This is a genomic window from Streptomyces sp. T39, assembly GCF_008042045.1.
Taxonomy (GTDB): domain Bacteria; phylum Actinomycetota; class Actinomycetes; order Streptomycetales; family Streptomycetaceae; genus Streptomyces.
Genome location: NZ_RDBP01000012.1, coordinates 1,324,144 through 1,346,269 on the forward strand (window position 1 = coordinate 1,324,144; position 22,126 = coordinate 1,346,269).

21 protein-coding genes and 1 tRNA gene are annotated in these 22,126 nt (G+C 73.4%); 15 read left to right on the plus strand and 7 right to left on the minus strand.

The window, feature by feature from the left end; translation table 11 throughout:
* Positions 1–273 (plus strand): primase alpha helix C-terminal domain-containing protein (locus EAO77_RS06890; RefSeq protein ID WP_222723647.1); only part of this gene is annotated, 273 nt, incomplete at its 5' end.
* Positions 274–520: 247 nt separating this feature from the next.
* Complete coding sequence (locus tag EAO77_RS38485) at positions 521–1,783, plus strand: hypothetical protein (protein WP_261993828.1); 1,263 nt, start codon at positions 521–523, stop codon at positions 1,781–1,783.
* Positions 1,784–2,003: 220 nt separating this feature from the next.
* On the opposite strand, the gene EAO77_RS06900 is transcribed toward EAO77_RS38485, so the two are convergent.
* From EAO77_RS06900 to EAO77_RS06910, 3 genes are all read right to left on the minus strand, one after another.
* Positions 2,004–2,255 (minus strand): hypothetical protein, encoded by a 252-nt coding sequence (locus tag EAO77_RS06900; RefSeq protein ID WP_147987169.1) that lies wholly within the window; start codon positions 2,253–2,255, stop codon positions 2,004–2,006.
* A gap of 237 nt (positions 2,256–2,492) precedes the next feature.
* Positions 2,493–2,577 (minus strand) — tRNA-Ser (locus EAO77_RS06905).
* Between the two features lie 105 nt (positions 2,578–2,682).
* Positions 2,683–3,621: an NADP-dependent oxidoreductase gene (locus tag EAO77_RS06910; RefSeq protein ID WP_147987170.1), complete on the minus strand. Its 939-nt coding sequence runs from the start codon at positions 3,619–3,621 to the stop codon at positions 2,683–2,685.
* Between the two features lie 93 nt (positions 3,622–3,714).
* Between EAO77_RS06910 and EAO77_RS06915 the strand changes: the two genes are divergently transcribed.
* Positions 3,715–4,128, plus strand: coding sequence for a winged helix-turn-helix transcriptional regulator (locus EAO77_RS06915; RefSeq protein WP_147987171.1), 414 nt, complete (start codon positions 3,715–3,717; stop codon positions 4,126–4,128).
* A 142-nt stretch (positions 4,129–4,270) separates the two neighbouring features.
* Here the strand turns inward: EAO77_RS06915 and EAO77_RS06920 are convergent, their stop codons facing one another.
* Complete coding sequence (locus EAO77_RS06920) at positions 4,271–5,635, minus strand: S1C family serine protease (protein ID WP_261993829.1); 1,365 nt, start codon at positions 5,633–5,635, stop codon at positions 4,271–4,273.
* A 392-nt stretch (positions 5,636–6,027) separates the two neighbouring features.
* On the opposite strand from EAO77_RS06920, the gene EAO77_RS06925 reads away from it, so the two are divergent.
* The 3 genes from EAO77_RS06925 to EAO77_RS06935 all read left to right on the plus strand — a co-directional run bounded on the left by EAO77_RS06925 (position 6,028) and on the right by EAO77_RS06935 (position 8,671).
* Positions 6,028–6,837, plus strand: a complete 810-nt coding sequence (locus EAO77_RS06925) for a glycerophosphodiester phosphodiesterase (protein WP_187283140.1) — start codon at positions 6,028–6,030, stop codon at positions 6,835–6,837.
* Positions 6,838–6,890: 53 nt separating this feature from the next.
* Positions 6,891–7,499 carry an ATP-binding protein gene (locus EAO77_RS06930; protein ID WP_147987173.1) on the plus strand — a complete coding sequence of 203 codons (609 nt, stop codon included), beginning with the start codon at positions 6,891–6,893 and terminating at the stop codon, positions 7,497–7,499.
* Positions 7,500–7,660: 161 nt separating this feature from the next.
* On the plus strand, positions 7,661–8,671 hold the full coding sequence (locus EAO77_RS06935) for a DUF5926 family protein (protein WP_147987174.1): 1,011 nt from the start codon (positions 7,661–7,663) through the stop codon (positions 8,669–8,671).
* Positions 8,672–8,864: 193 nt separating this feature from the next.
* Here EAO77_RS06935 and EAO77_RS06940 read toward each other — a convergent pair whose 3' ends face one another.
* Together EAO77_RS06940 and EAO77_RS06945 are read right to left on the minus strand one after the other, a co-directional pair.
* Positions 8,865–9,461 (minus strand): hypothetical protein, encoded by a 597-nt coding sequence (locus EAO77_RS06940; protein ID WP_147987175.1) that lies wholly within the window; start codon positions 9,459–9,461, stop codon positions 8,865–8,867.
* Between the two features lie 175 nt (positions 9,462–9,636).
* Entirely contained in the window at positions 9,637–10,368 is a 732-nt protein-coding gene (locus EAO77_RS06945; protein WP_147987176.1) for a bifunctional DNA primase/polymerase, read from the minus strand.
* Between the two features lie 498 nt (positions 10,369–10,866).
* Between EAO77_RS06945 and EAO77_RS06950 the strand changes: the two genes are divergently transcribed.
* Together EAO77_RS06950 and EAO77_RS06955 are read left to right on the plus strand one after the other, a co-directional pair.
* Positions 10,867–12,408 (plus strand): PP2C family protein-serine/threonine phosphatase, encoded by a 1,542-nt coding sequence (locus EAO77_RS06950; RefSeq protein ID WP_187283141.1) that lies wholly within the window; start codon positions 10,867–10,869, stop codon positions 12,406–12,408.
* Between the two features lie 135 nt (positions 12,409–12,543).
* Complete coding sequence (locus tag EAO77_RS06955) at positions 12,544–13,998, plus strand: aminopeptidase P family protein (RefSeq protein WP_147987177.1); 1,455 nt, start codon at positions 12,544–12,546, stop codon at positions 13,996–13,998.
* Positions 13,999–14,079: 81 nt separating this feature from the next.
* Here EAO77_RS06955 and EAO77_RS06960 read toward each other — a convergent pair whose 3' ends face one another.
* Positions 14,080–14,547, minus strand: a complete 468-nt coding sequence (locus tag EAO77_RS06960) for an ATP-binding protein (RefSeq protein ID WP_147987178.1) — start codon at positions 14,545–14,547, stop codon at positions 14,080–14,082.
* A gap of 236 nt (positions 14,548–14,783) precedes the next feature.
* Between EAO77_RS06960 and EAO77_RS06965 the strand changes: the two genes are divergently transcribed.
* The 7 genes from EAO77_RS06965 (at position 14,784) to pheA (ending at position 21,719) form a co-directional block, all read left to right on the plus strand.
* Complete coding sequence (locus tag EAO77_RS06965; RefSeq protein ID WP_147987179.1) at positions 14,784–15,560, plus strand: hypothetical protein; 777 nt, start codon at positions 14,784–14,786, stop codon at positions 15,558–15,560.
* A gap of 95 nt (positions 15,561–15,655) precedes the next feature.
* Positions 15,656–16,390 (plus strand): YcnI family protein, encoded by a 735-nt coding sequence (locus tag EAO77_RS06970; protein WP_147987180.1) that lies wholly within the window; start codon positions 15,656–15,658, stop codon positions 16,388–16,390.
* A gap of 35 nt (positions 16,391–16,425) precedes the next feature.
* Positions 16,426–17,082, plus strand: a complete 657-nt coding sequence (locus EAO77_RS06975) for an SCO family protein (protein WP_147987181.1) — start codon at positions 16,426–16,428, stop codon at positions 17,080–17,082.
* A complete protein-coding gene (locus EAO77_RS06980) occupies positions 17,082–17,525 on the plus strand; it encodes a copper chaperone PCu(A)C (RefSeq protein WP_147989002.1) in 444 nt (147 codons plus the stop codon). Before EAO77_RS06975 ends, EAO77_RS06980 begins: the two co-directional genes overlap by 1 nt.
* A gap of 19 nt (positions 17,526–17,544) precedes the next feature.
* On the plus strand, positions 17,545–19,488 hold the full coding sequence (locus EAO77_RS06985) for a copper resistance protein CopC (protein ID WP_147987182.1): 1,944 nt from the start codon (positions 17,545–17,547) through the stop codon (positions 19,486–19,488).
* Between the two features lie 7 nt (positions 19,489–19,495).
* Positions 19,496–20,728 (plus strand): iron uptake transporter deferrochelatase/peroxidase subunit, encoded by a 1,233-nt coding sequence (efeB, locus tag EAO77_RS06990; protein ID WP_147987183.1) that lies wholly within the window; start codon positions 19,496–19,498, stop codon positions 20,726–20,728.
* Between the two features lie 49 nt (positions 20,729–20,777).
* Positions 20,778–21,719 carry a prephenate dehydratase gene (pheA, locus tag EAO77_RS06995; protein WP_147987184.1) on the plus strand — a complete coding sequence of 314 codons (942 nt, stop codon included), beginning with the start codon at positions 20,778–20,780 and terminating at the stop codon, positions 21,717–21,719.
* Positions 21,720–22,126: the final 407 nt, after the last annotated feature.

Consider the following 22,126-nt stretch of genomic DNA (forward strand, 5'->3'; position numbering starts at 1 on the left):
CACCCCCGCCACGCCGCCCCGCGACCGGGCGCCGGACACCCGCCGCAGACGGCCGCCCAGGGGCAGGGCCTCGTCCAGTTCGTCCTCGCCGCCCGGGCCGGGCAGCGCAACACCCGGCTTTTCTGGGCCGCTTGCCGCGCCTACGAGCACGGCTTCGGCGACGCGCTCGCCGACGCGCTGACCCGTGCCGCGGTGGGGGCCGGACTCCCCGAGCACGAGGCCCGGGCCACCATCGCGTCGGCCGCACGGCTCACCTCCCGCCCCCGGGCATGACATGGATCACAAAAGCGATCTCCCCGTCAGAGGCAACTGCCCCTGATCATCCGGTTCGTCCACCCCCCGTCCCCGGCCGTCGCCGCCGGGGGCGGGACAACCTCCTTCCTCCCCCCGCATAACCGGTCATACGATCACCCGGCAGCCATGCGTGAGTTGACGCCGCATCGACTGCTCTCCGGACGCCCGACCAGCTCCGGATCCGTACCGCGCTGCTGATCTGTGCCCGGACCCAGAAGGTGCCTTCGTGAAACTCCGCCGCATCCTCGCCACCGCCGTCGTCACCGCGGTGACCACCCCCGCCGTCCTGTTCGCCGCCGGCACGGCGCTCGCCGAGACCGGCCCCGGCGACCTCCGCACCACCGTCCGGGAGTCGGCGACGGCCGCGGACACCGACGACGACAGCCCCACCATCGACAAGCTGCGCAAGGCCGCCGAGGAGGCGCAGAAGGCGTACGACGCGGCCCTCGCGCGCAAGTCCGCCGCGGCCGCGCTCCTCGACGCACTCTCCGAGGACGACCACCCGCTCGTCGTGGCAGCCGCCACCGCGCGCACGGAGGCGGAGGCCGCCAAGGAGGCCGTGACGGCCGCCGGCACCGCGCTCGCCGACGCCGAGAAGGCACTGCGGGAGCTGCCCGGGACGGCCACCGAGGAGGAGAGGGCCGCCGCCCAGGCCAAGGTCACCGAGGCCGCGAAGACCTTGGCGGATGCCGGAACGGCCTCCAACACCGCCCAGGAGAAGGCGAAGGCCGCCTCCAAGGCCGTGGACGACGCCCGCGTCGCGGCCTCCACCGAACTCCACCTGGCCACCGTCGCGGTGAAGGACGCCCGGGAGGCCAAGGAGGCCGCCGACGAGGCGCTCGCCGACGCCCTCGCCGACCAGGAATGCGTCGTGGACAACGACCTGACCTCCGTCGCCAAGGGCCTCCCCGCCAAGATCACCGCGGGCACCACGGTCGACTTCACCGTCACCGTCACCAACGGCACCGCCGGCACCCTCGACGACGTCAACCCGTTCGTCTTCTTCCACGCCACCACGGGCGACGACTACGACATCGTCGACGAGCACTTCACGCTCGAGTGGGCCCCCGAGGGCTCCACCGAGTGGGAGGACGTCACCGAGGGCACCTACGCCGGTTCCGTCGGCCCGCTGAAGCCCGGCGCCACCGAGGACGTCAAGCTCCGCCTCACCGTCGACGCCAAGGCCCCGGCCGCCGACGGCATCGCCTACGTCGCCGCCGACTACGACAACGAGGACGGCTCCTGCGGCGGGAACGACATGACCGAGTACGACTTCGACCTGCTCGCCGCCGCCGGTCCCGCCCCGACGCCGTCGCCCACCGGCGGCACCACCCCGCAGACGAACACCGTCACCCCGCAGGGCACCACCAACGGCACGCTGGCGGCCACCGGTTCGTCCGCCACCCTCCAGCTGAGCGCCGCCGCGGCCACCGCCGTCGCACTCGGCGCCGGGGCCGTCCTCGTCGCCCGCCGCCGCAGGACGGTCTGACCTCCGCGGAACACCGGACACGGTGGCCACCCGCCTCTCGGCGGCCCCACCGTGCGGCGCCCGCCGACGCGGCCACCGGTCCTGATCCGGGCCCGCGGGCACCGGGTCGGCGCCATCCGCATGCAAGACGCCGAAGGGCGGGTCTCCGTATCGGAGACCCGCCCTTCGACGGTGTGCAAGGGCGGCCCCGACGGCCGCCTTCGAGACGCACACCGCGCCGTCAGGGTGACTCGGAGGCGGTCTCCTCGTGGTCGTTCGCCGCCGGAGGTGACGCCGCGGTCCGGCCTCGGATCGTCACCAGGCGGTACAGGAAGCGGACGGTCATGGCGAGCGCGAAGAGAGTGGACAGCCCGAAGAGGACCAGGACGATCATGTCGTCCATGTCCGCGTGGTATCGATGAGGGGCGGCCCTGACCCCCATCAGCAGCCGGCACCCCCACCCCAGGGCCAGTGCCTTTGCTTCGCCCTTCACGCCCTTCCCCCTCCTGCGGCTGAGCCGACACGTCGTGCCACACGTGACCGCATCCGTCGGCACAGCGCGCGGCTCCCGGCCGTGCGCCGATCCATTCTCCGAGAGGCTTCCGGCCCAGTCGACCACCTCGGCCGCCGGCCGGAGACCCTGTGCGAACAGGGAGCACCGGGCGATCACGGCGACCGGGCAAGCAGACGGCCCCTGACCGTCGATCGTGGTCAGAGGCCGCTTCACCTGCGGTGGGTGTGGGATTTGAACCCACGGTGACTCGCGCCACGACGGTTTTCAAGACCGTTCCCTTAGGCCGCTCGGGCAACCCACCCGGGCCCCGCCTCACCTGCTGCGGAGCGGCTACAGCCTACCGGCCCGCGGGAGGGCGCGGGGGCCGTGGACGGGACCGGGGGATGCCGGGCGGGGCCGGGGGTGGTCAGGGGGCGAGGACGATCTTGCCGGTGGTGCGCTTCCGTTCGATCGCGCGGTGGGCCTCGGCGGCCTCGGACAGGGGATAGGTGCGGCCGACCTCGATGTGCAGCCGGCCCGCCTCGATGCGGTCGGTGATCTTCTCCAGCACCTCGCCGGAGGGTTCGGCCGTGACCCAGACGTAGCGCAGTCCGCGGGCCGCCGCCTCGTCCTCGTCCGTGCCCGGGTCGATCGAGGCGCCGATGAGCAGGCCGCCGGGCCGGAGCACGTCGAGGGAGCGGCGGCCGTAGTCGCCGCCGACGAGGTCCAGCACGGCGTCGACCGGCTCGACGGCGGTGCGGAAGTCGGTGGTGGTGTGGTCGACGAGCTCGTCTGCGCCCAGACCGCGCAGGAAGTCGTGATGGGCCGGCCGCGCGGTGCCGATCACCAGTGCCCCCGCTTCCCTGGCCAGTTGCACGGCCACGTGCCCGACGCCGCCCGCCGCGGCGTGGATCAGCACCCGGTCGCCGGGCCCGACGCGGGCCAGCACGGCCAGCGCCTGCCAGGCCGTGGAGGCGACGAGGGGGACGGCCCCGGCGTGCACGAGGCCGAGGCCGACCGGCACCCGGGCCAGCGCGGCTGCCGGTGCCGCCGTGTACTCGGCGTACGCCCCGCGCCCGGACACCGGGAGCATGCCGTACACCGTGTCGCCCGGCGCGAAGCGGGTCACGCCCTCGCCGACCCGTTCGACGGTCCCGGAGACGTCGTTGCCCGGCGTCCACGGCAGGGAGACCAACTCCGGCACCCGGCCCGCCCGCAGCACGGCGTCACCGGGGTTGACCCCCGCGCCGGCGACCCGCAGCAGCACCTCGCCGGGGCCCGGCTCCGGCACGTCGGTCTCGGTGTGAACGAGCTTCTCCGGTCCGCCGAAGGCGGTCTGGACGATGGCGTGCATACGCGGGGGCATCGGGTCTCCTCGACGGCGGGCGGCGGTGCGTCCATGGTCGGACCCGCCGAAGGCCCGGCGGAAGAAGGCACTTGTCTGATATCGAGGTTCCTCATGGATACCGGCTTCGACCTGAGGAAACACGGTGGCGTGGACGTCTTCCTCCGCGACTGCCCGACCCGTGCCGTGCTGGAGCTGATCGCGGGCAAGTGGACCATGCTGGTGCTGGTGGCGCTGGAAGACGGCCGGCCCATGCGCTTCGCCGAACTGCGCAGACGCCTCGACGGCGTGACCGCGAAGGTCCTCACGCAGACCCTGCGGGCGCTGGAACGGGAGGGACTGCTGACGCGCACCGTCTATCCGACCGTGCCGCCCCGCGTGGAGTACCGGCTCACCGGGCTCGGGCAGGAGGCGGGCGGCCTGCTGCAGCGCATCACCGACTGGTCCCAGGCGAACGTCGCCGCCATCGAGGCCGCCAGAGCGGAGTTCGACGAGCGGGCCGCCCGTCCCCCCGCCGCCGCCGGATAGGGCCGCCGCGCCCTGCCGCGGTGGACAGGGCGGACGGCAGAGCCGAGGACAGGCGGAGGACAGCCGACGACAGGCGGAGGACCGGCGACCGTGTGCGCGGGCACATGGTCGCCGGTCCTCACGGGAGCGGGGAGAGCGGGGGTCAGCTGTCGCCCTTGCGTTCGCCGAGGGTCAGCTCCGCCGTCTGCTCCTTGCCGTCGCGCTCGTACGTCAGCTTGACCTTGTCGCCGGGCTCGTGGGTCCAGATCTCGCTGATGAGGGTCGGTCCGCTGTCGATCTCCTTGCCGTCGAAGCCGGTGATCACGTCACCGGACTTCAGGCCGGCCCGGCCCGCGGGGCTGTCCGGCGGGACGGCCTCGCTGCCGCCCGCACCCTCGGAGGCGATCTTCGCGCCGCCGCCCTGACCCGACATGTCGACGGTGGCGCCGATGACCGGGTAGACCGGGGTGCCGGTCCTGATCAGCTGTTCGGCGACGGTCTTCGCCTGGTTGATCGGGATCGCGAAGCCCAGGCCGATGGAGCCCGCCTGGGTCTGTCCCATGCCGCTTCCCGCGGACTGGATGGCGGAGTTGATGCCGATCACCGCGCCGCCCGAGTCGAGCAGCGGGCCGCCGGAGTTGCCCGGGTTGATGGAGGCGTCGGTCTGGAGCGCGCTCATGTAGGAGTTCTTGCCGCTGGAGCCGTCACCGGAGGCGACGGGACGGTTCTTGGCGCTGATGATGCCGGTGGTGACCGTGTTGGAGAGACCGAACGGGGCGCCGATGGCGATGGTGGAGTCGCCGACCGCGACCTTGTCCGAGTTGCCGAGCGGCAGCGGCGCGAGCCCGCCGGGGGCGTCCTTGAGCTTGAGGACGGCCACGTCGTAGCCCTGGGCGCGGCCGACGACCTCGGCGTCGTAGGTCTTGCCGTCGGAGAAGGTCGCCGACAGGGTGCCGCCCTCGGCGGCCGACTCCACCACGTGGTTGTTGGTGAGGATGTGGCCCTCGCGGTCGTACACGAAGCCGGTGCCCGTGCCGCCCTCGCCGCCTTCGCCGCCTTCGCCGCCGATGCCGCCGCCGCCCGACTTCGCCTCGATGGTGACGACGCCCGGCAGCGCCTTGCCGGCGACCGCCGCCACGGTGCCCGGCTCCCGCTTGAGGTCCTGCGGCGCGGCCGCGGAGACCGTCGTCGAGCCGGTGCCGTCGTCGTTGCGCTCGGCGGCCCAGTAGCCGATGCCGCCGCCGACCCCGCCGGCGACGAGTGCCGCCACCAGGACGGCGGCGACGAGCCCGCCGGAACGGCGCCGCCGCGGCTCGCCGGGGGGAGCGTGCTGCGAGCCGGGGTCGCCCCAGACGGGGCCGCCGCCGTGCGAGCCGCCGCCGTAGGCGGGGAGCGCGGGCGGGGCGGGCGGCCAGGCGGGGCCGGAGCCCTGCGGGGCGGGCGCCTGGTGGGCGGCCGTCGCGTGCCCGGCGAAGGGGTCCTGGGAGCGTGGAACCCGTGGAACCTGAGGAGACAGAGCTGTGAGCACCGAGAACGAGGGCAACGCGGTTCCTGCCGCCCCGTCCGTACCGCCTCGGCCGGGCCCTCGGGAGCGGTGTCCGGCCGAGGCGGTACGGACGGGGCGGCAGGAACCGCGTTGCCCTCGTTCTCGGTGCTCACAGCTCTGTCTCCTCAGGTTCCACGGGTTCCACAGGTCCACTTCGGGTTCGGGCACGAGTCGGCGTGACTCCGGGGCGTTCGCTGTGCGAGTGTCCGCGGTCAGCTTTTCCCACCGCACGTCAGGCCACTGTAAGCAGGACCTGTGTGTATTCCGGCAATCCTTTACTTACGACAAATGGGGCGCATCTTCAAAGCCCCCGGACGGCCGGACCACCAGCGCTCCGCCGCCCTCTCCCCCGTCTGCCCCGTCACGGTGACACCATGACGCGCGTGACTTCAGCACCAGCGCACAGCATCCAGGTCGTGGCCCACCGAGGCTCGTCGGAGGACGCCCCCGAACACACCCTGGCCGCGTACCGCAAGGCGATCGAGGACGGCGCCGACGCTCTCGAGTGCGACGTACGGCTCACCGCGGACGGCCATCTGGTCTGCGTCCACGACCGCCGGGTGAACCGCACGTCCAACGGCCGGGGCGCCGTCTCCGCGCTGGAGCTCGCGGATCTCGCGGCGCTCGACTTCGGGTCGTGGAAGGACGCGGCCGAGAGCCCCGACTGGAAGGACCCGTCGCTGACCTCGGTCCTGACGCTGGAGCGGCTGCTGGAGCTGGTCGCCGACGCCGGGCGCCGGGTGGAGCTCGCCGTCGAGACCAAGCACCCCACCCGGTGGGCCGGCCAGGTGGAGGAGCGGCTGCTCTCCCTGCTCGGACGGTTCGGCCTGGCCGCACCGGCCTCTCCCGAGGAGTCGCCGGTGCGCGTCATGAGCTTCTCCGCCAGGTCGCTGCACCGGATCGCGGACGCCGCCCCGACGATCCCGACGGTGTACCTGACGCAGTTCGCGACCCGGCGGGTGCGCGAGGGCAGGCTGCCGGCCGGCGCTCGTGCCGCCGGCCCCGGGATCCGGATCGTACGCAGCCACCCCGGGCTCGTGGAGCGGCTGCACGCGGCGGGCCACCAGGTGCACGTCTGGACCGTCGACGATCCCGGGGACGTGGAGCTGTGCATGCGGCTCGGCGTCGAGGCGATCATCACCAACCGCCCGGGTCAGGTCCTGTCCCAGCTGGGACGCCGGTAACTCCGTCACCCTGGGTCACAGGGTGTGCCCCGGCGCATTCACTGCGTAGCCACATGTGTCGAGTGCGTCACTGCCGCGTGGTTGGCCGGTTTCCGGTCCAGTCCAGAAGGGCATTCACACCGTGGCGTGGGGCGAAGGAGGTCTCGGGGGTGGCGTTTGTGGTGGCACAGGAGGTGCCCACGTCGTCGAGCATGGCCGTACCCCATGGCCCTGCGGGCGTGGGTGAGGCGCGGCACCGGATGCGTGCGCAGCTGAGGGACGGGGGCGTGTCCGAGACGGTCGTCGACGACGCGGTGCTGATCCTTTCCGAGCTGCTCAGCAACGCGTACCGCCACGGCAGGCCGCTGGGCCGTTCCGACGTGGGCGACGGCGACGTGCGGGCGGCCTGGCGGGTCGACGGCTCGGGGCGGCTGACGGTCGAGGTGACGGACGGCGGCGGGCCGACCCGCCCGGTTCCGGCCACGCCCTCGGTGACCGCGCGCGGCGGCCGGGGGCTGAACATCATCTCCGCGCTCGCCCAGGACTGGGGCGTGCGCGACGAGGTGGCCGGAGAGGTCACGGTGTGGGTGCTCGTCACCGAAGGACACCGGCGCGAGGACTTCGCCACCCGGGTCGGTGGCCCGTCCTTCGACTTCGCCGACGCCTTCGACGATCTGGACTGACCCCGGCGCCGGACCGGCGTGCGCCTGCCGGCCGGCCGTGCCGCGGGCCCCCGGGTGTCACCCGGTTCCGCGAGTGGGGGGCCGATGCTCCACGCGGGCCGCGGCATACGGCTAGGCTCGCGCCCGACACAGCACCGCCGCGATCGGGAGAAAGCCTCACCATGGCCAAGAAGCGCCCCCAGACGAAGGCGACGAAGCCTCAGACCAGGACCGGGGCAGGCGCCGCAGGCGCGAACGAGCCCGTGCCGGTGGTGGGTGCCCGCGAGCCCTGCCCCTGCGGTTCGGGCCGCCGGTACAAGGCGTGTCACGGCCGGGCGGCCGCGCACGCCGTGACCGAGCTGGTCCAGCGCCCGTTCGAGGGCCTCGCGGGCGAGCCCGACTGGGTCGCCCTGCGCGAGCTGGTGCCCGCGGCGACGGTCGCGCTGACGCTGAAGGACGGTCTCCCCGAGGGCGTTCCGTCGGTGACGCTGGCGACCGTGCTGCCGATGGCGTGGCCCGCGCTGCGCCGCGACGACGGCTCCGTCCTGCTGGGCCTCCAGAACGACACCCCCTCCGGCGACCTCAGCCGCGACCTGGCCACCACCCTGCGCAAGGCGCTCGTCGCCGAGCCGGGCACGCCGGTGACGGCGGGCGGTGCGGACGCGGCCGACGCGGCGGACGCCGGGCCCGTGCGTCTCCAGGACCTGCTCGACCCCGACGCCGCCTTCGAGCCGGCCGTCCACCCGGGCTTCGAGTTCTGGGTGCCGGACTCGAAGGAGCAGGCCTCGCCGGACGTCGCGGCCTCCCTGGAGCGCGCCAACGCCGCCGCCATCCCGACCGTGAAGCTCGCGGGTGTGGACGCCGCCTACTGGTGCGAGACGCCGGAGAAGAACCACCTGCGCTGGGTCATGCCGCACGCCGAGGAGCGCCTGCTGGACGCCCTGGCCCGGCTGCACGTGGCCGGTTCGTCCTCGCTCGGCGAGGGGACCCGCCTCGTCGGCTCGTTCCGTGCCCACGGCCTGATGGTCCCGGTGTGGGACCTGCCCACCGGCATGGGCGCCGAGGAGTGCGAGAAGCCCGCCGCCGAATTCGCCGAGCGGCTCGCAGGCGCCCTCGCCGACGACGCCCCGCTGACGCCGGAGGAGCGCCGGGCGCGGGGCGGCCTCACCAACCGCCAAGTCACCCTCAGCTGAGAGTGACGAATGCCGTGCGGTATCGGGTGACTCCAGTCACAACTCGCTCTACCGGCCGGTAAATCGCTGTCCGAATAACAGAGATCGAATTTGCGAACCGCAGATCTCTTGTTACCGTTCTAGAAGCCCGGTCGCTGGTGCATCCCCCGTCGCCAGCGATCGGGCGTTTCCATTTCCCGGCGGCCCCGCCGCCTCAACGCCCCTCGGCCGCAACGGAGTTGCTCCCGGCCCGGAGCAGCAGCGGCCCGTCGCCGCCGGCCGCTCGTGCGGCGAACTCGGCAACGGCCATGTAGGCGGACGGCGCTCCCAGGGAATGCGCCCGAGGTGTTTCACAGGTACCCGGCTCATCGCCCTCATGTGGCAAGCAGTTTGCCTGCCAGGCACGTCCGCCCGGTGCCATGAGAGACAGTACGGCCGTCAATTCCTCACCGGTGGCATTGCGGTAATAGGCACGCGCCCAGGTTTCGCCGCCTTCGGCCATGACACAGGTCTGCGCCTCCACGCCATCGGGGGAGGCGAGTTCCGGCCCACATCGCTCGATCGGACGTGGTGGGAAGGGAGAGCCGCCTCCGGTACCATCCGCGGCCGCCCGGGCCTCGTCGCGCTCCACAAGCCCGCCGGGCGGCTCCGGGGCCCCGTCGGCGGGCCGTGCGGAGAGGAACGGCAGGGCCCCGGCGGGAGTCCTGCCGTCACCGGCACCCGGGGTGCCGGCCGTCCCCGCGAAGGCGGCGAGCGGCAGCAGTACGGCGGCGGCCGTGGCGGCCGCCAGCCCGATCACACGGAGATTCATGGGCAACCTGACGACTGCGGGGAAGTGCGCGGTGGTCGCCCGAAGATAGCCGCTGCCCCCGGGGGCGCCGTGGCCCGCGCGCCCGTTTCCCCGCAACTCGCCCCGCCTCCAACCCGTACGAGTGACCGGGCGGTCCCGGCGGGCGCCGCCCCGCTCGCACGGGGCGGCCGCGCCGTCAGTAGGTGAGCCGGGTGCCGTCGCCGGACTCGGGGGGGTGCAGCCCGGTGCGGGGCGCGGCTGCCGCGCTCGCCTCGACCAGCGCGTCGACGACCGCCTCCACGTCCGGCAGCCAGGGCGTGGCGGAGCCGGCCAGCGGGGCCCGCTCCCAGCGCACCTGCCCGCCGCCGGTGTCCGACGGGGGCAGGACGAGATAGCCGCCGTCGCCGTGGAAGCGCAGCGAACTGGGCACGCTGTCCTTGACGAACAGCAGCTCGCCGAGTTGCTCCAGTCCGTACGGCGCGACCAGCAGCGACCACCGGGTGGGGGTCGCGACGACGGGGCCGAGGCGCATGCCCCGCTCGTCCAGCACCGCCAGGGCGCGGGCGGCGGCCACCGCGGGCAGGCTCACGGCGCAGGGCGCGCGGCCGCCGGTGGCCAGCACCACCGGCGCGGTGGGCCGGTTGCCCCACCACCAGCGGAGCATCCGCTCGTCGGTGGTGGCCGCGAGCAGGCCGGGGTCGAAGGGGTGGGCGCCGGGGACGACGCACTCCGGGTCCGGGCAGGCGCATTCCTGCCCGTCGCTCCTGCCGGATCTGCCCGGGGAGTTGCCCCCCGCGGTCCTGCGCCCCACACCGGGCAGTACGGGCCAGCCCCAGGCGACGGCCGCGGTGAGCGCGGCGTCGAGCTGGTCAGGGCCTTTTCGCCGCCGGTACCGAAGCCTGCGTCGCCTTCCGAGGATCTCGCGCATGAGCGCTCGTTCCTTTCCGTTGAACGCCGGGGTCCACATCACAACACGTGCAGACAACTTCACTGTGCGTAAAAATGCGTACGGGTCGGCGCGTCACCGCCCCTGCCAGTGGCATGGGCGTCCCCCCACGGTGCCGGCGGCCGAATTCGCCGCCCGGGGGCCGATCGTCGGCTGTGGTCCATTAAACGTGTGGCGCGGGGTGGCGCGGGTCTGGCGCTTGCTGTCCCGCGATACTTTCCCCGCCACTTCGAGGATGGGGGGCGCGGCCTTCGAGCGTAGGACGCCCGGACCCGCCGCCAGGTTCCGGGGCACTGCAACTGCCCCTGACCATCACCGTCTACGTACACGTACCCAGCACGCCTGCAATGACGCTATCCCCGGAGCGTGAACCCCTGGGTCCCCCTGCCGAACGCCCTCAGTCGACCGCAGACCTCCCCCATCGGGTGCTTTTTCCAGCCAAGTTCACGAGCAGCTGACACCACTCATCCCACCGGGACAATGCTGGACATCACCTCACGTCTGCGTGTAGATGTGGATGCATGGGTAGCGGCGCAGATGGACATGGGGGTTTGCGATGCTATTGAGCGAAACGCGCCTGCCGGAAAGCCGGTGACCATGAGCGCCCCACACCTGCCGAAAGTGGCCGGAATCGATCCCACATTTCCGACCCCCGCACAAACTTCCGCCGCCGCGCACCCGATGCCGGCCCTCTCTCCCCCCCCCGGGGCGGTCATCCAGGACAGGCTGGCCGGCTGGGTCTCCGACCTCACCACGCTCCATGAACTCACCGAACGGCTCGCCAGGACCGGCACGCTCGACGACGCCCTCGACGAACTGCTGAACGCGGGCGCGGCCCTGGTCGGCGCACGGCGCGGAATGGTCGTCCTGGAGCCCCCGCACGATCCGGCGCACGACGCGGTGTTCGCGGGCGCACCGGCGGGCGCGCTCCCCTCGCGCACCAGGGGCCTCGGCCTCAGCCGCGCCGACCTCGGACACATCGAGACCGTGCCGCGCGAGGTCACCGCCTTCGGCTCGATGCTGCGCGACCGCCGCCCCGGCGGCGCCGCGCCCCCGCCCGTCGCCCGTCCCGACCTCCTCGCCGAGGACCTCCACCCGCTCCACCGCGAGGTCGTCGTCCGGCTCGGCTGCGCCGCGACCTACACCTGCCCGTTGGCCGCCGGCGGATCGGGCGCGCTCGGCGCCGCCGTCTGGATGTACGACGAGCCGGCCGAACCCGTCGAACGCCAGACCCACCTCGTCGGGCTCTACATGCGCTACGCCACCGAGCATCTGACGCGGCTGCTGGAACTGGAACGCGCCCGCGCCGTGGTGGCCACCGTCGCCGAGGAACTGCTCCCCCACCGGCTGCCCCGCGTCCCCGGCGTCACCCTCGCCGTCCGCCACCGCACCGGCGAGCGGGGCGGCGGGGACTTCTACGACGCGCTGCCGCTGCCGGACGGCGCGCTGGGCCTCGCCGTCGGTTCGGTCGGCGGATCGGGGCCGGGCGCGCTCGCCGCGATGGGCCGGCTCCGCGCTTCCCTGCGCGCGTACGCGGTGATGGAGGGCGAGGACCCGGTCGCGGTGCTCTCCGATCTGGAGCTGCTGCTGCGGCTGACCGAGCCCGCACGCACCGCGACGGCGCTCTTCGCGTACGCCGAACCGGCCGCCCGCAGGATCGTTCTCGCGGGGGCGGGGCACACCCCGCCGCTGGTGATCGGCGAGCGGCGGACCGAGTTCGCCGAGACGTCGCTGTCGGCCCCGCTGGGCATGCTCGCCTGCTGGGAGGCGCCCAGCGTGGAACTGACCCCGGCGCCGGGAGAAACGGTGCTGCTGTACACCGACGGGCTGCTCAGGCGCACCGGCGACGCCATGGACCGGGCGTTCGCACGACTGCACTCGGCGGCGGCCACCGTGCCGAGGTCCGCGCGCAGCGACCCGTCCGCCGTCGCCGGCCATGTGCTGCGCACGATGCTGCCCGACGGCCTGGACCGGACGGACGGCGCCGAGGACGTGGTCCTGCTCGCCGCCCGCTTTGACTGATTCCTCACAATCTCCCGGTCCGTCCGGGGCCGCCTTCCCCTCGCACATACGATGGAGTCGCCCCTCCTGTGAGCAGACACGCACCCAGGAGGGTCCCGAGTCGTATCGAGTGGCCGAAAGGCCCAGGAGGCAGACGTGGCGGAGGAGCTCACCCCGGAGACCCCGGAAGAGGAGCAGCCGATCAAGCAGCGCAAGAACGGCCTGTACCCGGGCGTGTCCGACGAGCTGGCCGAGAACATGACCACGGGGTGGGCCGACACCGAGCTGCACGGTCTCGAGGCGCTCCCCCAGGCCGCGCACACGGCGGCCCGCCGTGCCGCGCTGTCGGCGCGCTTCCCCGGCGAGCGCCTGGTGATCCCGGCGGGCAACCTGAAGACCCGCTCCAACGACACCGAGTACAGCTTCCGCGCCGCCACCGAGTACGCGTACCTGACCGGCGACCAGACCGAGGACGGCGTGCTCGTCCTGGAGCCGAAGGGCGACGGGCACGTGGCCACCGTGCACCTGCTGCCGCGCTCCGACCGCGCGAACGGCGAGTTCTGGCTCTCCGGCCAGGGCGAGCTCTGGGTCGGCCGGCGCCACTCGCTGGCCGAGGCCGAGCAGATCCTCGGCATCCCGGCCCGCGACGTGCGCGAGCTGGCCGACACGCTGCGCGAGGCGACGGGCCCGGTCCGCGTGGTGCGCGGCCACGACGCCGGCATCGAGGCCGCCCTGACGGACAAGGTCACCGCCGAGCGCGACGACGAGCTGCGGGTGTACCTCTCCGAGGCGCGTGCCGTGAAGGACGAGTTCGAGATCGGCGAGCTCCAGAAGGCGTGCGACTCGACCGCCCGCGGCTTCGAGGACGTCGTCAAGGTCCTCGACAAGGCGCAGGCCACCAGCGAGCGCTACATCGAGGGCACCTTCTTCCTGCGCGCCCGCGTCGAGGGCAACGACGTCGGCTACGGCTCCATCTGCGCCGCCGGCCCGCACGCCACCACCCTCCACTGGGTGCGCAACGACGGACCGGTCCGCTCCGGCGACCTGCTGCTGCTCGACGCCGGTGTGGAGACCACCACCCTCTACACCGCCGACGTCACCCGCACCCTGCCGATCAGCGGCCGCTACACGGAGATCCAGCGCAAGATCTACGACGCGGTGTACGACGCCCAGGAGGCGGGCATCGCCGCCGTGAAGCCCGGCGCCAAGTACCGCGACTTCCACGACGCCTCGCAGCGCGTCCTCGCCGAGCGGCTGGTCGAGTGGGGCCTCGTCGAGGGCCCGGTGGAGCGGGTGCTGGAGCTGGGCCTCCAGCGCCGCTGGACGCTGCACGGCACCGGCCACATGCTCGGCATGGACGTCCACGACTGCGCCGCCGCCCGCACCGAGGCGTACGTCGACGGGACGCTGGAGCCCGGGATGTGCCTGACCGTCGAGCCCGGTCTGTACTTCCAGGCCGACGACCTCACCGTGCCCGAGGAGTACCGCGGCATCGGCGTCCGGATCGAGGACGACATCCTCGTCACCGAGGACGGCAACCGGAACCTCAGCGCCTCGCTGCCGCGTCAGGCGGACGAGGTCGAGGCGTGGATGGCCGCGCTGACGGACTGAGCCTCGGGACGGACGGGGCAAGGGCCCCTCGTGCGGGGCGGACCGGCCCGGTCCGCGCGAGGGGCCCCGGGGGCGTGCCGCTCAGGAGACACCGAGCAGCGCGCCCTCGCGCCATTTGAGGATCTTGTCGAAGCTGACCACCGCGCCCAGCCCCGGCCTGCTGCGCACATGGACATGGTCGGCGAGCTGCTCGATGAGACAGAGCCCCCGGCCGCTCTCCGCCGTCGCCGGCACGTCGAGGGGTCCGTCGCGGTGCGGGGCGGGGCCGCGGTCGAATCCGGGCCCCGAGTCGGAGACCTCGATACGGCACTTCTCGCCGTCCAGATACGCCGTCACCCGGTACTCGGCCGCCGGATCGCCCGCCGTTCCGGCGGCCGGGCCCCCGCCGTGCTCCACGGCGTTGGCGCACGCCTCGGTGAGCGCCACCGACAGGTCGTAGGAGATGTCCGGATCGACGCCGGCGGTCTCCATGGTGCCGAGCAGCAGCCGGCGGGCCAGGGGGACGCTGGCGGCATCGCGCCGCAGACGGAGTGACCACCAGATGCTCATGCTCCAGCCTCCTGGCCCCGGCTTGACATACCGATACGTATTGCCCGTCACCCCCATCGGTAAGCCCCCGCCGGCGGTGACGGCCTCATTCGGCGGATGCGCGGCCGCGATCCGCGGTGTATGCCGGGGCGTTCGCGGCACCCCCGTGACCCCGGCGGGAGCCCGCCGGTCGGCAAACGGGATCTTCCGGACCTGCCGTACGGAGGCCGCGGGGGCAGTGGGATGATGACCCGGCCATGTCGTCCCCACGCCACGCACACGCCGGAGCCGGTCTGCGGCTGCTGAGGGCCGCGGTGTTCACCGCGGTCTGCGTCGTGCTGTCCGGGACCGGACATGTGCTGGCCGCATGCGAGGCCGTGCCGCTGTGGTCGCTGGGCCTCGGGTGCGCCGTGGTGTTCGCGCTGGTCGTGCCGTTCACGGGGCGGCAGCGCTCGCTGCCCGCCATCGCGGCGGTGCTCGCCGGCGGACAGCTCGCGCTGCACGCCCTGTTCGGTCTCGCCCAGACCAGGCTGCAGCTCGCCCGGAGCGCGGACGACGCGCTGATCCGGGTGGCCGCGAAGCTGGTGTGCGGGGCGGGCCCCGCGTCCATCGGCCCCGCCGACGCCCGGCGCATCGTGACGACCGCCGGCATCGACCCGGCCGCCGCGGTGCACGGCGCCCACGCGCACCCGGCCGCGGGCGCGGACCTCCCCTCGCTCGCCATGGTGCTCGGGCATCTCGCCGCGGCCGCCGTGACCGGACTGCTGATGCGGCGCGGCGACATGGCGCTGCTGCGGCTGACGCAGCTCTCGGCCGGATCCGCCCACGAGGTCGCCGACGGCGCCCTGCTGCGCGCCCTGCGCGCGGCCCTCGCCCTGGTGCGGGCGCTGCGGGCCGGACTGCCCGGCACACCCGCGGGCGTCCTCGGCCGCCCGGCCGCACAGGCCGGGCCTCCTCCGCCGGTCGCCGGTGAGGCACTTCAGCACACGGTGATCAGGCGCGGGCCGCCGCCCGTATACGTCATCGCTGCCTGACGCGGCTCGCTCGACGGGAGCGGAGCCGCTGTGCCCCCGCGCGTCCGTGCCCGGGCACATCCCTCGCCTCTCCTCACCGTGGAGTGTGTTTCCGCATGAACGTCTCCCGCGTCGCCGCCGCTGCCGCCGTCGCCGCCGCCTCCGTCGTGGCCCTCTCCGGCACCGCCTTCGCCCACGTCAGCGTCCAGCCGCAGGGCGAGGCCGCCAAGGGCGGCTACGCCACCGTCAACTTCAAGGTCCCGAACGAGCGCGACGACGCCTCCACCGTCAAGCTCGAGGTCTCCATGCCCGCCGATCACCCGCTGGCGTCCGTGATGCCGCAGGACGTGCCCGGCTGGAAGGCCGAGGTCACCCGCTCGAAGCTCGACAAGCCGCTCGAGGTCCACGGCAAGCAGATCACCGAGGCCGTCACCAAGGTGACCTGGACCGCGGACGGTTCGAAGATCGCGCCCGGCCGCTTCCAGCAGTTCCCCGTCTCCCTGGGCCAGCTGCCCGAGGACGCGGACCAGCTGGTCTTCAAGGCCCTCCAGACGTACGACAACGACGAGGTCGTGCGCTGGATCGAGGAGCCGCAGGAGGGTGGCGAGGAGCCCGAGTCCCCGGCCCCCGTGCTGAAGCTCTCCGCCGCGTCGGCCGACCACCACGGCGGGGCCGCCGACACCGCCGCCGACGACAAGAACGCCGGCCACGACGACGAAGCCGCGCACACCGGGACCGCCGCCTCCTCCGGCGGCAGCGACACCACCGCCCGGGTCCTCGGCGGCGTCGGCATCGCCGTCGGCGCCGCGGGCGTGGCCTTCGGCGTCCTGGCCGGCCGCCGCCGCGCCTGATCACCACCCGACAGACACGTCTGGACATCAGCTCTATGCGCAAGAAGACCGGGCTCGCGGCCGCCCTCGTGGTGGCCGCCGGGCTCTCCCTCTCCGCCTGTTCCTCCGGCGACGACACCTCCGCCTCGTCCGGCTTCGAGGTCTCGGCCCAGCCGAGGACCGAGGCCGCGACCGTCCTCGACCGGCCCTTCGCCAAGCCGGACCTGGTCCTGACCGACACCCGCGGCGAGACGTTCGACCTCCGGGAGCGGACCAAGGGCAGGCCGACGCTGATCTACTTCGGCTACACGCACTGCCCCGACGTCTGCCCCCTGACGATGAGCAACCTCGCCATCGCGAAGAAGCAGCTCCCGAAGGCCGACCAGGACAAGCTCCAGGTCGTCTTCGTCACCACCGACCCGGAGCGCGACACCTCCGCCGAGCTGGCCTCCTGGCTGCCGAGCGCGGGCGATCCGTCGTTCATCGGCCTGACCGGCGACTTCACGGCCATCCAGGCCGGCGCCAAGTCGATCGGCATCGGCATCGACCCGCCGAAGAAGGAGAAGGACGGCACCGTCGTGTCCATGCACGGCGCCCAGGTCGTCGCCTTCTCGCCGAGGACCGACGAGGGCTACGTCCTGTACGGCGAGGACACCACCGCCGACGACTGGGCGAAGGACCTGCCGAAGCTGATCGCGGGGGAGAAGCCGTGATCCGCGGGCGCACCCCCGTCCTGCTGGCGGCGGCCCTGGCGTCCTCGCTGGCGCTCGCCGGCTGCTCGTCCGCCGGGGAGCCCGAACTGCGGGTCGACGGTGCCTTCATGCCCCAGCCGGTGAGCGACATGGCCGCCGGCTTCCTGACCGTCGTCAACGACGGCGGACAGGCGGACAGGCTCACCTCGGTCACCAGCGACATCTCGGACGACGTCACGATCCACGAGACGAAGGACCAGAAGATGCGCGAGGTGGCGTCGTTCGACATCCCCGCCGACGGCGCCCTCGATCTCGAACGCGGCGGCAACCACATCATGTTCATGTCGCTCAAGCAGCGTCCCCGGCAGGGCGACACGGTCTCCCTGGAGCTGCACTTCGAGAAGTCGGAACCGATCACCGTGGACGTCCCCGTCAAGGAGACGACCTACAACCCGCAGCACTGAGCAGTGAGGGACTGATCGCATGACGACCACCACCGCCCCGCGCCTCGGTGCGTCCCCCGTACGGCTGCTGTCGGCCCTCGGCGTGCTGCTCGGCACGCTCCTCGGCCTGCTGCTGGCCGCCGCGGGCCCGGCGTCGGCACACGCCGCGCTCATCGCGAGCAACCCGAAGGACGGGGCGGTGGTGGCCACCGCGCCCCAGGAGGTCACCCTCACCTTCTCCGAGCAGATCGCCATGGGCGACGACTCCATCCGCGTCCTCGAACCGAGCGGCAAGCGCGCCGACACCGCGCAGATACGCGACCTCGGCAGCGGCGGCACGGTGAGGTACGGCGTCACCCTGCACAGCGGGCTGCCGGACGGCACCTACACCGTGGCCTGGCAGGCCGTGTCCGCGGACAGCCACCCGGTCTCGGGCGCCTTCACCTTCTCGATCGGCGCACCGTCCGCCTCGGCGGTCACCCTGCCCGACCAGCAGGCCGGCGGCGGTGCCGTCGGGGTGCTCTACGGGATCGCGCGGTACGCCGCGTACGCGGGCTTCGTCCTGCTCGCCGGCGGCGCCGCGTTCGTGCTGCTGTGCTGGCGGCGGGGCGCCACGGTCCGGCCGGTGCAGCGCCTCGTCGTCCAGGGCTGGCTCACGCTCACCGCGGCCACCCTGGCGATGCTGCTGCTGCGGGCCCCGTACACCGCGTCCGGCGGGCTGGCCGACGTCGCCGATCTCGGGGCGCTCGGCGACGTGCTGGAGACGAAGACCGGTGCGGCGCTCGTCTCCCGGCTGCTGCTGCTCGGCGCGGCGGCGCTGTTCGTCGCCGTGCTGTTCGGGGCGTACGCCCGCAGGGACGACTCCGCGCAGGAGAAGCGGGACCTCGCTTTCGGGCTCGGTCTGGGCGGCTCCGTGGTCGCGGCGGGCATCGCCGCCACCTGGGCGCTGTCCGAGCACGCCTCCACGGGCGTCCAGCCCGGCATCGCGATGCCGGTCGACGTGCTCCATCTGCTGGCCGTGGCCCTCTGGCTGGGCGGCCTCGCCGCCCTGCTGGTCGCGCTGTACCGGGTGCCGGACGTGGAGCGGGCGGCGGTGCAGCGGTTCTCGCGGGTCGCGTTCGCGTCCGTCGTCGTGCTCGCCGCGACCGGGATCTACCAGTCCTGGCGGCAGGTCGGCTCCTGGTCGGCGCTCACCGGCACCCGGTACGGGCAGCTGCTGCTGGTCAAGGTCGGTCTCGTCGTGGTGCTGGTGGCGGTGGCCTGGCTGTCCCGCCGGTGGACGCGGCGCCTGACCGAGGTGACCGCCGCCGCCCCGCAGGAGCAGGACGCGCGGGACGCGCAGGAGGAGGCCGCCGGCGCCCCGCAGGAGACGGAGAGCGGCACGTCCGGCGACGCCGCGCCCGCCGACCCCGAGCGGGCGGCGCAGCTCGCCCGCCAGCGGGCCGCGGTGGCGACCGCCGAGCGCCGGCGGACCAGGGACGCGGACGGCGAACGGGCCGGTCTGCGGCGCTCGGTGCTCGTCGAGGCCGCCGTCGCGGTGGTCCTGCTCGCGGTGACGACCGTGCTCACCTCGACCGAGCCGGGGCGCACCGAGGAGGAGGCGCGCGATGCCGGCGAGCGGGCCGCGGCGACCGCGCCGGCCGGGCCGAGCGAGATCTCGCTGCCCTTCGACACCGGCGGCGAGAACGGCAGGGGCACGGTCAGGCTGAGCCTCGACCCGGCGCAGCCCGGCGGCAACGAGATGCACATCTGGGCCGAGACGCCCGGCGGCACCCCGCTGGACGCCCCCGAGCTGAAGGTGTCCTTCACCCTCACCGCCAAGGAGATCGGGCCGCTGCCGATCACCCCCGACCGGGTGGCCCCGGGACACTGGAGCGCGAGCGCCGTCCAGATCCCGATGCCGGGCGAATGGCAGGTCAAGGTGACCGTGCGGACCTCCGACTTCGACCAGACGACCGTCGACGAGACCATCAGGATCGGCTGAACCACCCGTGAGCGACAACCACATCTCCAGGCGGCGGCTGCTCGGCACCGCGGGCGCGGCCGGTGCGACCGGGCTCGTCCTCGGCGCGGCGGGCGGGGCCGCCGGGTACGCGGCGGCGGCCGACGCCCCGCCGACGCCGCTGACGGCGGTCGGCGCCACCTCCGCCGCCTTCCACGGCACCCACCAGGCGGGCATCACCGACCCCCAGCAGTCCCACGGCCATCTCGTCGCGTTCGACCTGCGTCCGGGCGCGGGCCGCCGGGAGGCGGCGGCGCTGATGCGGCGCTGGTCGGAGCTGGCGTCGCGGCTGATGGCCGGCGAGCCCACGGGCGAGGACGACACGGGTGTCGCCCTCGACGCCGGACCGTCGTCCCTGACCGTCACCTTCGGCTTCGGCCGGACCTTCTTCGACCGCACGTCCCTGACCGCGGCGCGGCCCGTGCAGCTCGATCCGCTGCCCGCCTTCTCGGCCGACCGTCTCGACGCCGGGCGGTCGGAGGGCGATCTGTGGGTGCAGATCGGCGCCGACGACGCCCTGGTCGCCTTCCACGCCCTGCGCACGCTGCAGAAGGCGGCGGGCGACGCCGCGCGGGTGCGCTGGCAGATGAACGGCTTCAACCGCTCCCCGGGCGCCACGGCGAAGCCGATGACGGCCCGCAACTTGATGGGCCAGGTCGACGGCACGGGCAATCCCCAGCCCTCCGAACCCGACTTCCGGCAGCGGGTGTTCGTGCCGGCCGACACGGAACACGCCTGGATGGCCCAGGGTTCGTACGCGGTCGTGCGGCGCATCCGGATGCTGCTCGACGACTGGGAGAAGCTCCCCCTCGACCGGCAGGAGCGGGTCATCGGCCGGCGCAAGTCCGACGGGGCGCCGCTCACCGGCGGCACGGAGACGACGGAGCCCGACCTCGACGCGGCCGGTCCGGACGGCAGGCCGGTGATCGCCGCCGACGCCCACGCCCGGATCTCGGCACCCGAGCAGAACGGCGGTGCGGCGATGCTGCGGCGGCCGTTCTCCTTCCATGACGGGATGCGGGCGGACGGGACGCCGGACGCGGGGCTCCTCTTCGTCTGCTGGCAGGCGGACCCCCTGCGCGGATTCGTGCCGGTGCAGCGCAAGCTCGACCGGGGCGACGCGCTGTCGCCGTTCATCCGGCACGAGGCGAGCGGACTCTTCGCGGTGCCCGGCGGGCCGGGGAAGGGCGAGTACGTGGGTCAGGCGCTGCTGGAGGGGTGAGGGCCCGATCCGCGCCGCCCGCGGGCCGCGGGCCATTAGGGTGACGAGTATGTCCGCCACGCGCTTCACGTATCTCGGCCCCGAGGGCACCTTCACCGAGGCCGCCCTGCGCACGCTCCCGGAGGCAGCGACCCGCGAACTCGTCCCGATGGTCTCCGTCCCCGCGGCGCTGGACGCCGTGCGGGCCGGGGAGGCCGCCGCGGCCCTGGTGCCGATCGAGAACTCCGTGGAGGGCGGTGTCACCGCCACGCTCGACGAACTGGCCGCGGGCGAACCGCTGATGATCTACCGCGAGGTGCTGCTGCCGATCGCGTTCGCGCTGCTGGTGCGGCCCGGCACGACGCTCGCCGGCATCAAGACGGTGACGGGCCACCCGGTCGCCCAGCCCCAGGTGCGCAACTGGCTGCGGGCGAATCTGCCGGACGCGCTGTGGGAATCGGCCGCCTCCAACGCGGACGGCGCGCGGCTGGTGCAGGAGGGGCGGTACGACGCGGCCTTCGCCGGCGAGTTCGCGGCGGCGACCTACGGGCTGGAGCCGCTGGTCACCGACATCCACGACGCGCAGAACGCGGAGACCCGCTTCGTCCTCGTGGGCCGCCCGGCGCGTCCGTCGGCGCCGACCGGTGCGGACAAGACGTCGGTGGTCATCTGGATGGGGGAGGACCAGCCGGGCGCCCTGCTGGAGCTGCTCCAGGAGTTCGCGGTGCGCGGCGTCAACCTGATGCTGATCCAGTCCCGTCCGACAGGTGCCGGCATCGGGAACTACTGCTTCGCGGTCGACGCGGAGGGTCATATCGCCGACCGCCGGGTGGGCGAGGCGCTGATGGGGCTGAAGCGGATCTGCCCCAAGGTGCGGTTCCTCGGCTCGTACCCGCGGGCGGGGATGGCCCGGCAGGATGTGCGGCCGCTGCGCGCGGGGACCTCGGACGCGGAGTTCACCGCCGCGTCGGACTGGCTGGTTCGCTGCCAGGACGGCCGTACGGACCTCTGAGCCGTACGGACCGCTGAGCCGCCGTCTCACGTGGCCGGGTCTCCGGTCCTACCTGCAGATTTTCGTTGTCCACAAAAGTTATCCACAGGCTCGCTTCTCGACCTGGGGACAAGTCGACAACGCATCACCGCACAGTCGACAAATCCCCCAGTCTCCCCAGTTCCATCCACAGAGGCACAGGTCAGACCGTGTCACCCGAATTCCGCCGATCAACTCGTCAGAGCGATGAATTCCCACCCGAATGAGTGTGTGGGTGGGGTTTAAAGCAGGAATCCCGGGACGTCGAGATGCCATTCGGAATGATCAATTCCGAAATCCACAGAGAACTCGCACAACCTGTGGATAACTCTTCGGGAGGGCGGCTCCCTGTGGACAGAGGTCCCACGATCCGGACGGAACCGCACGGC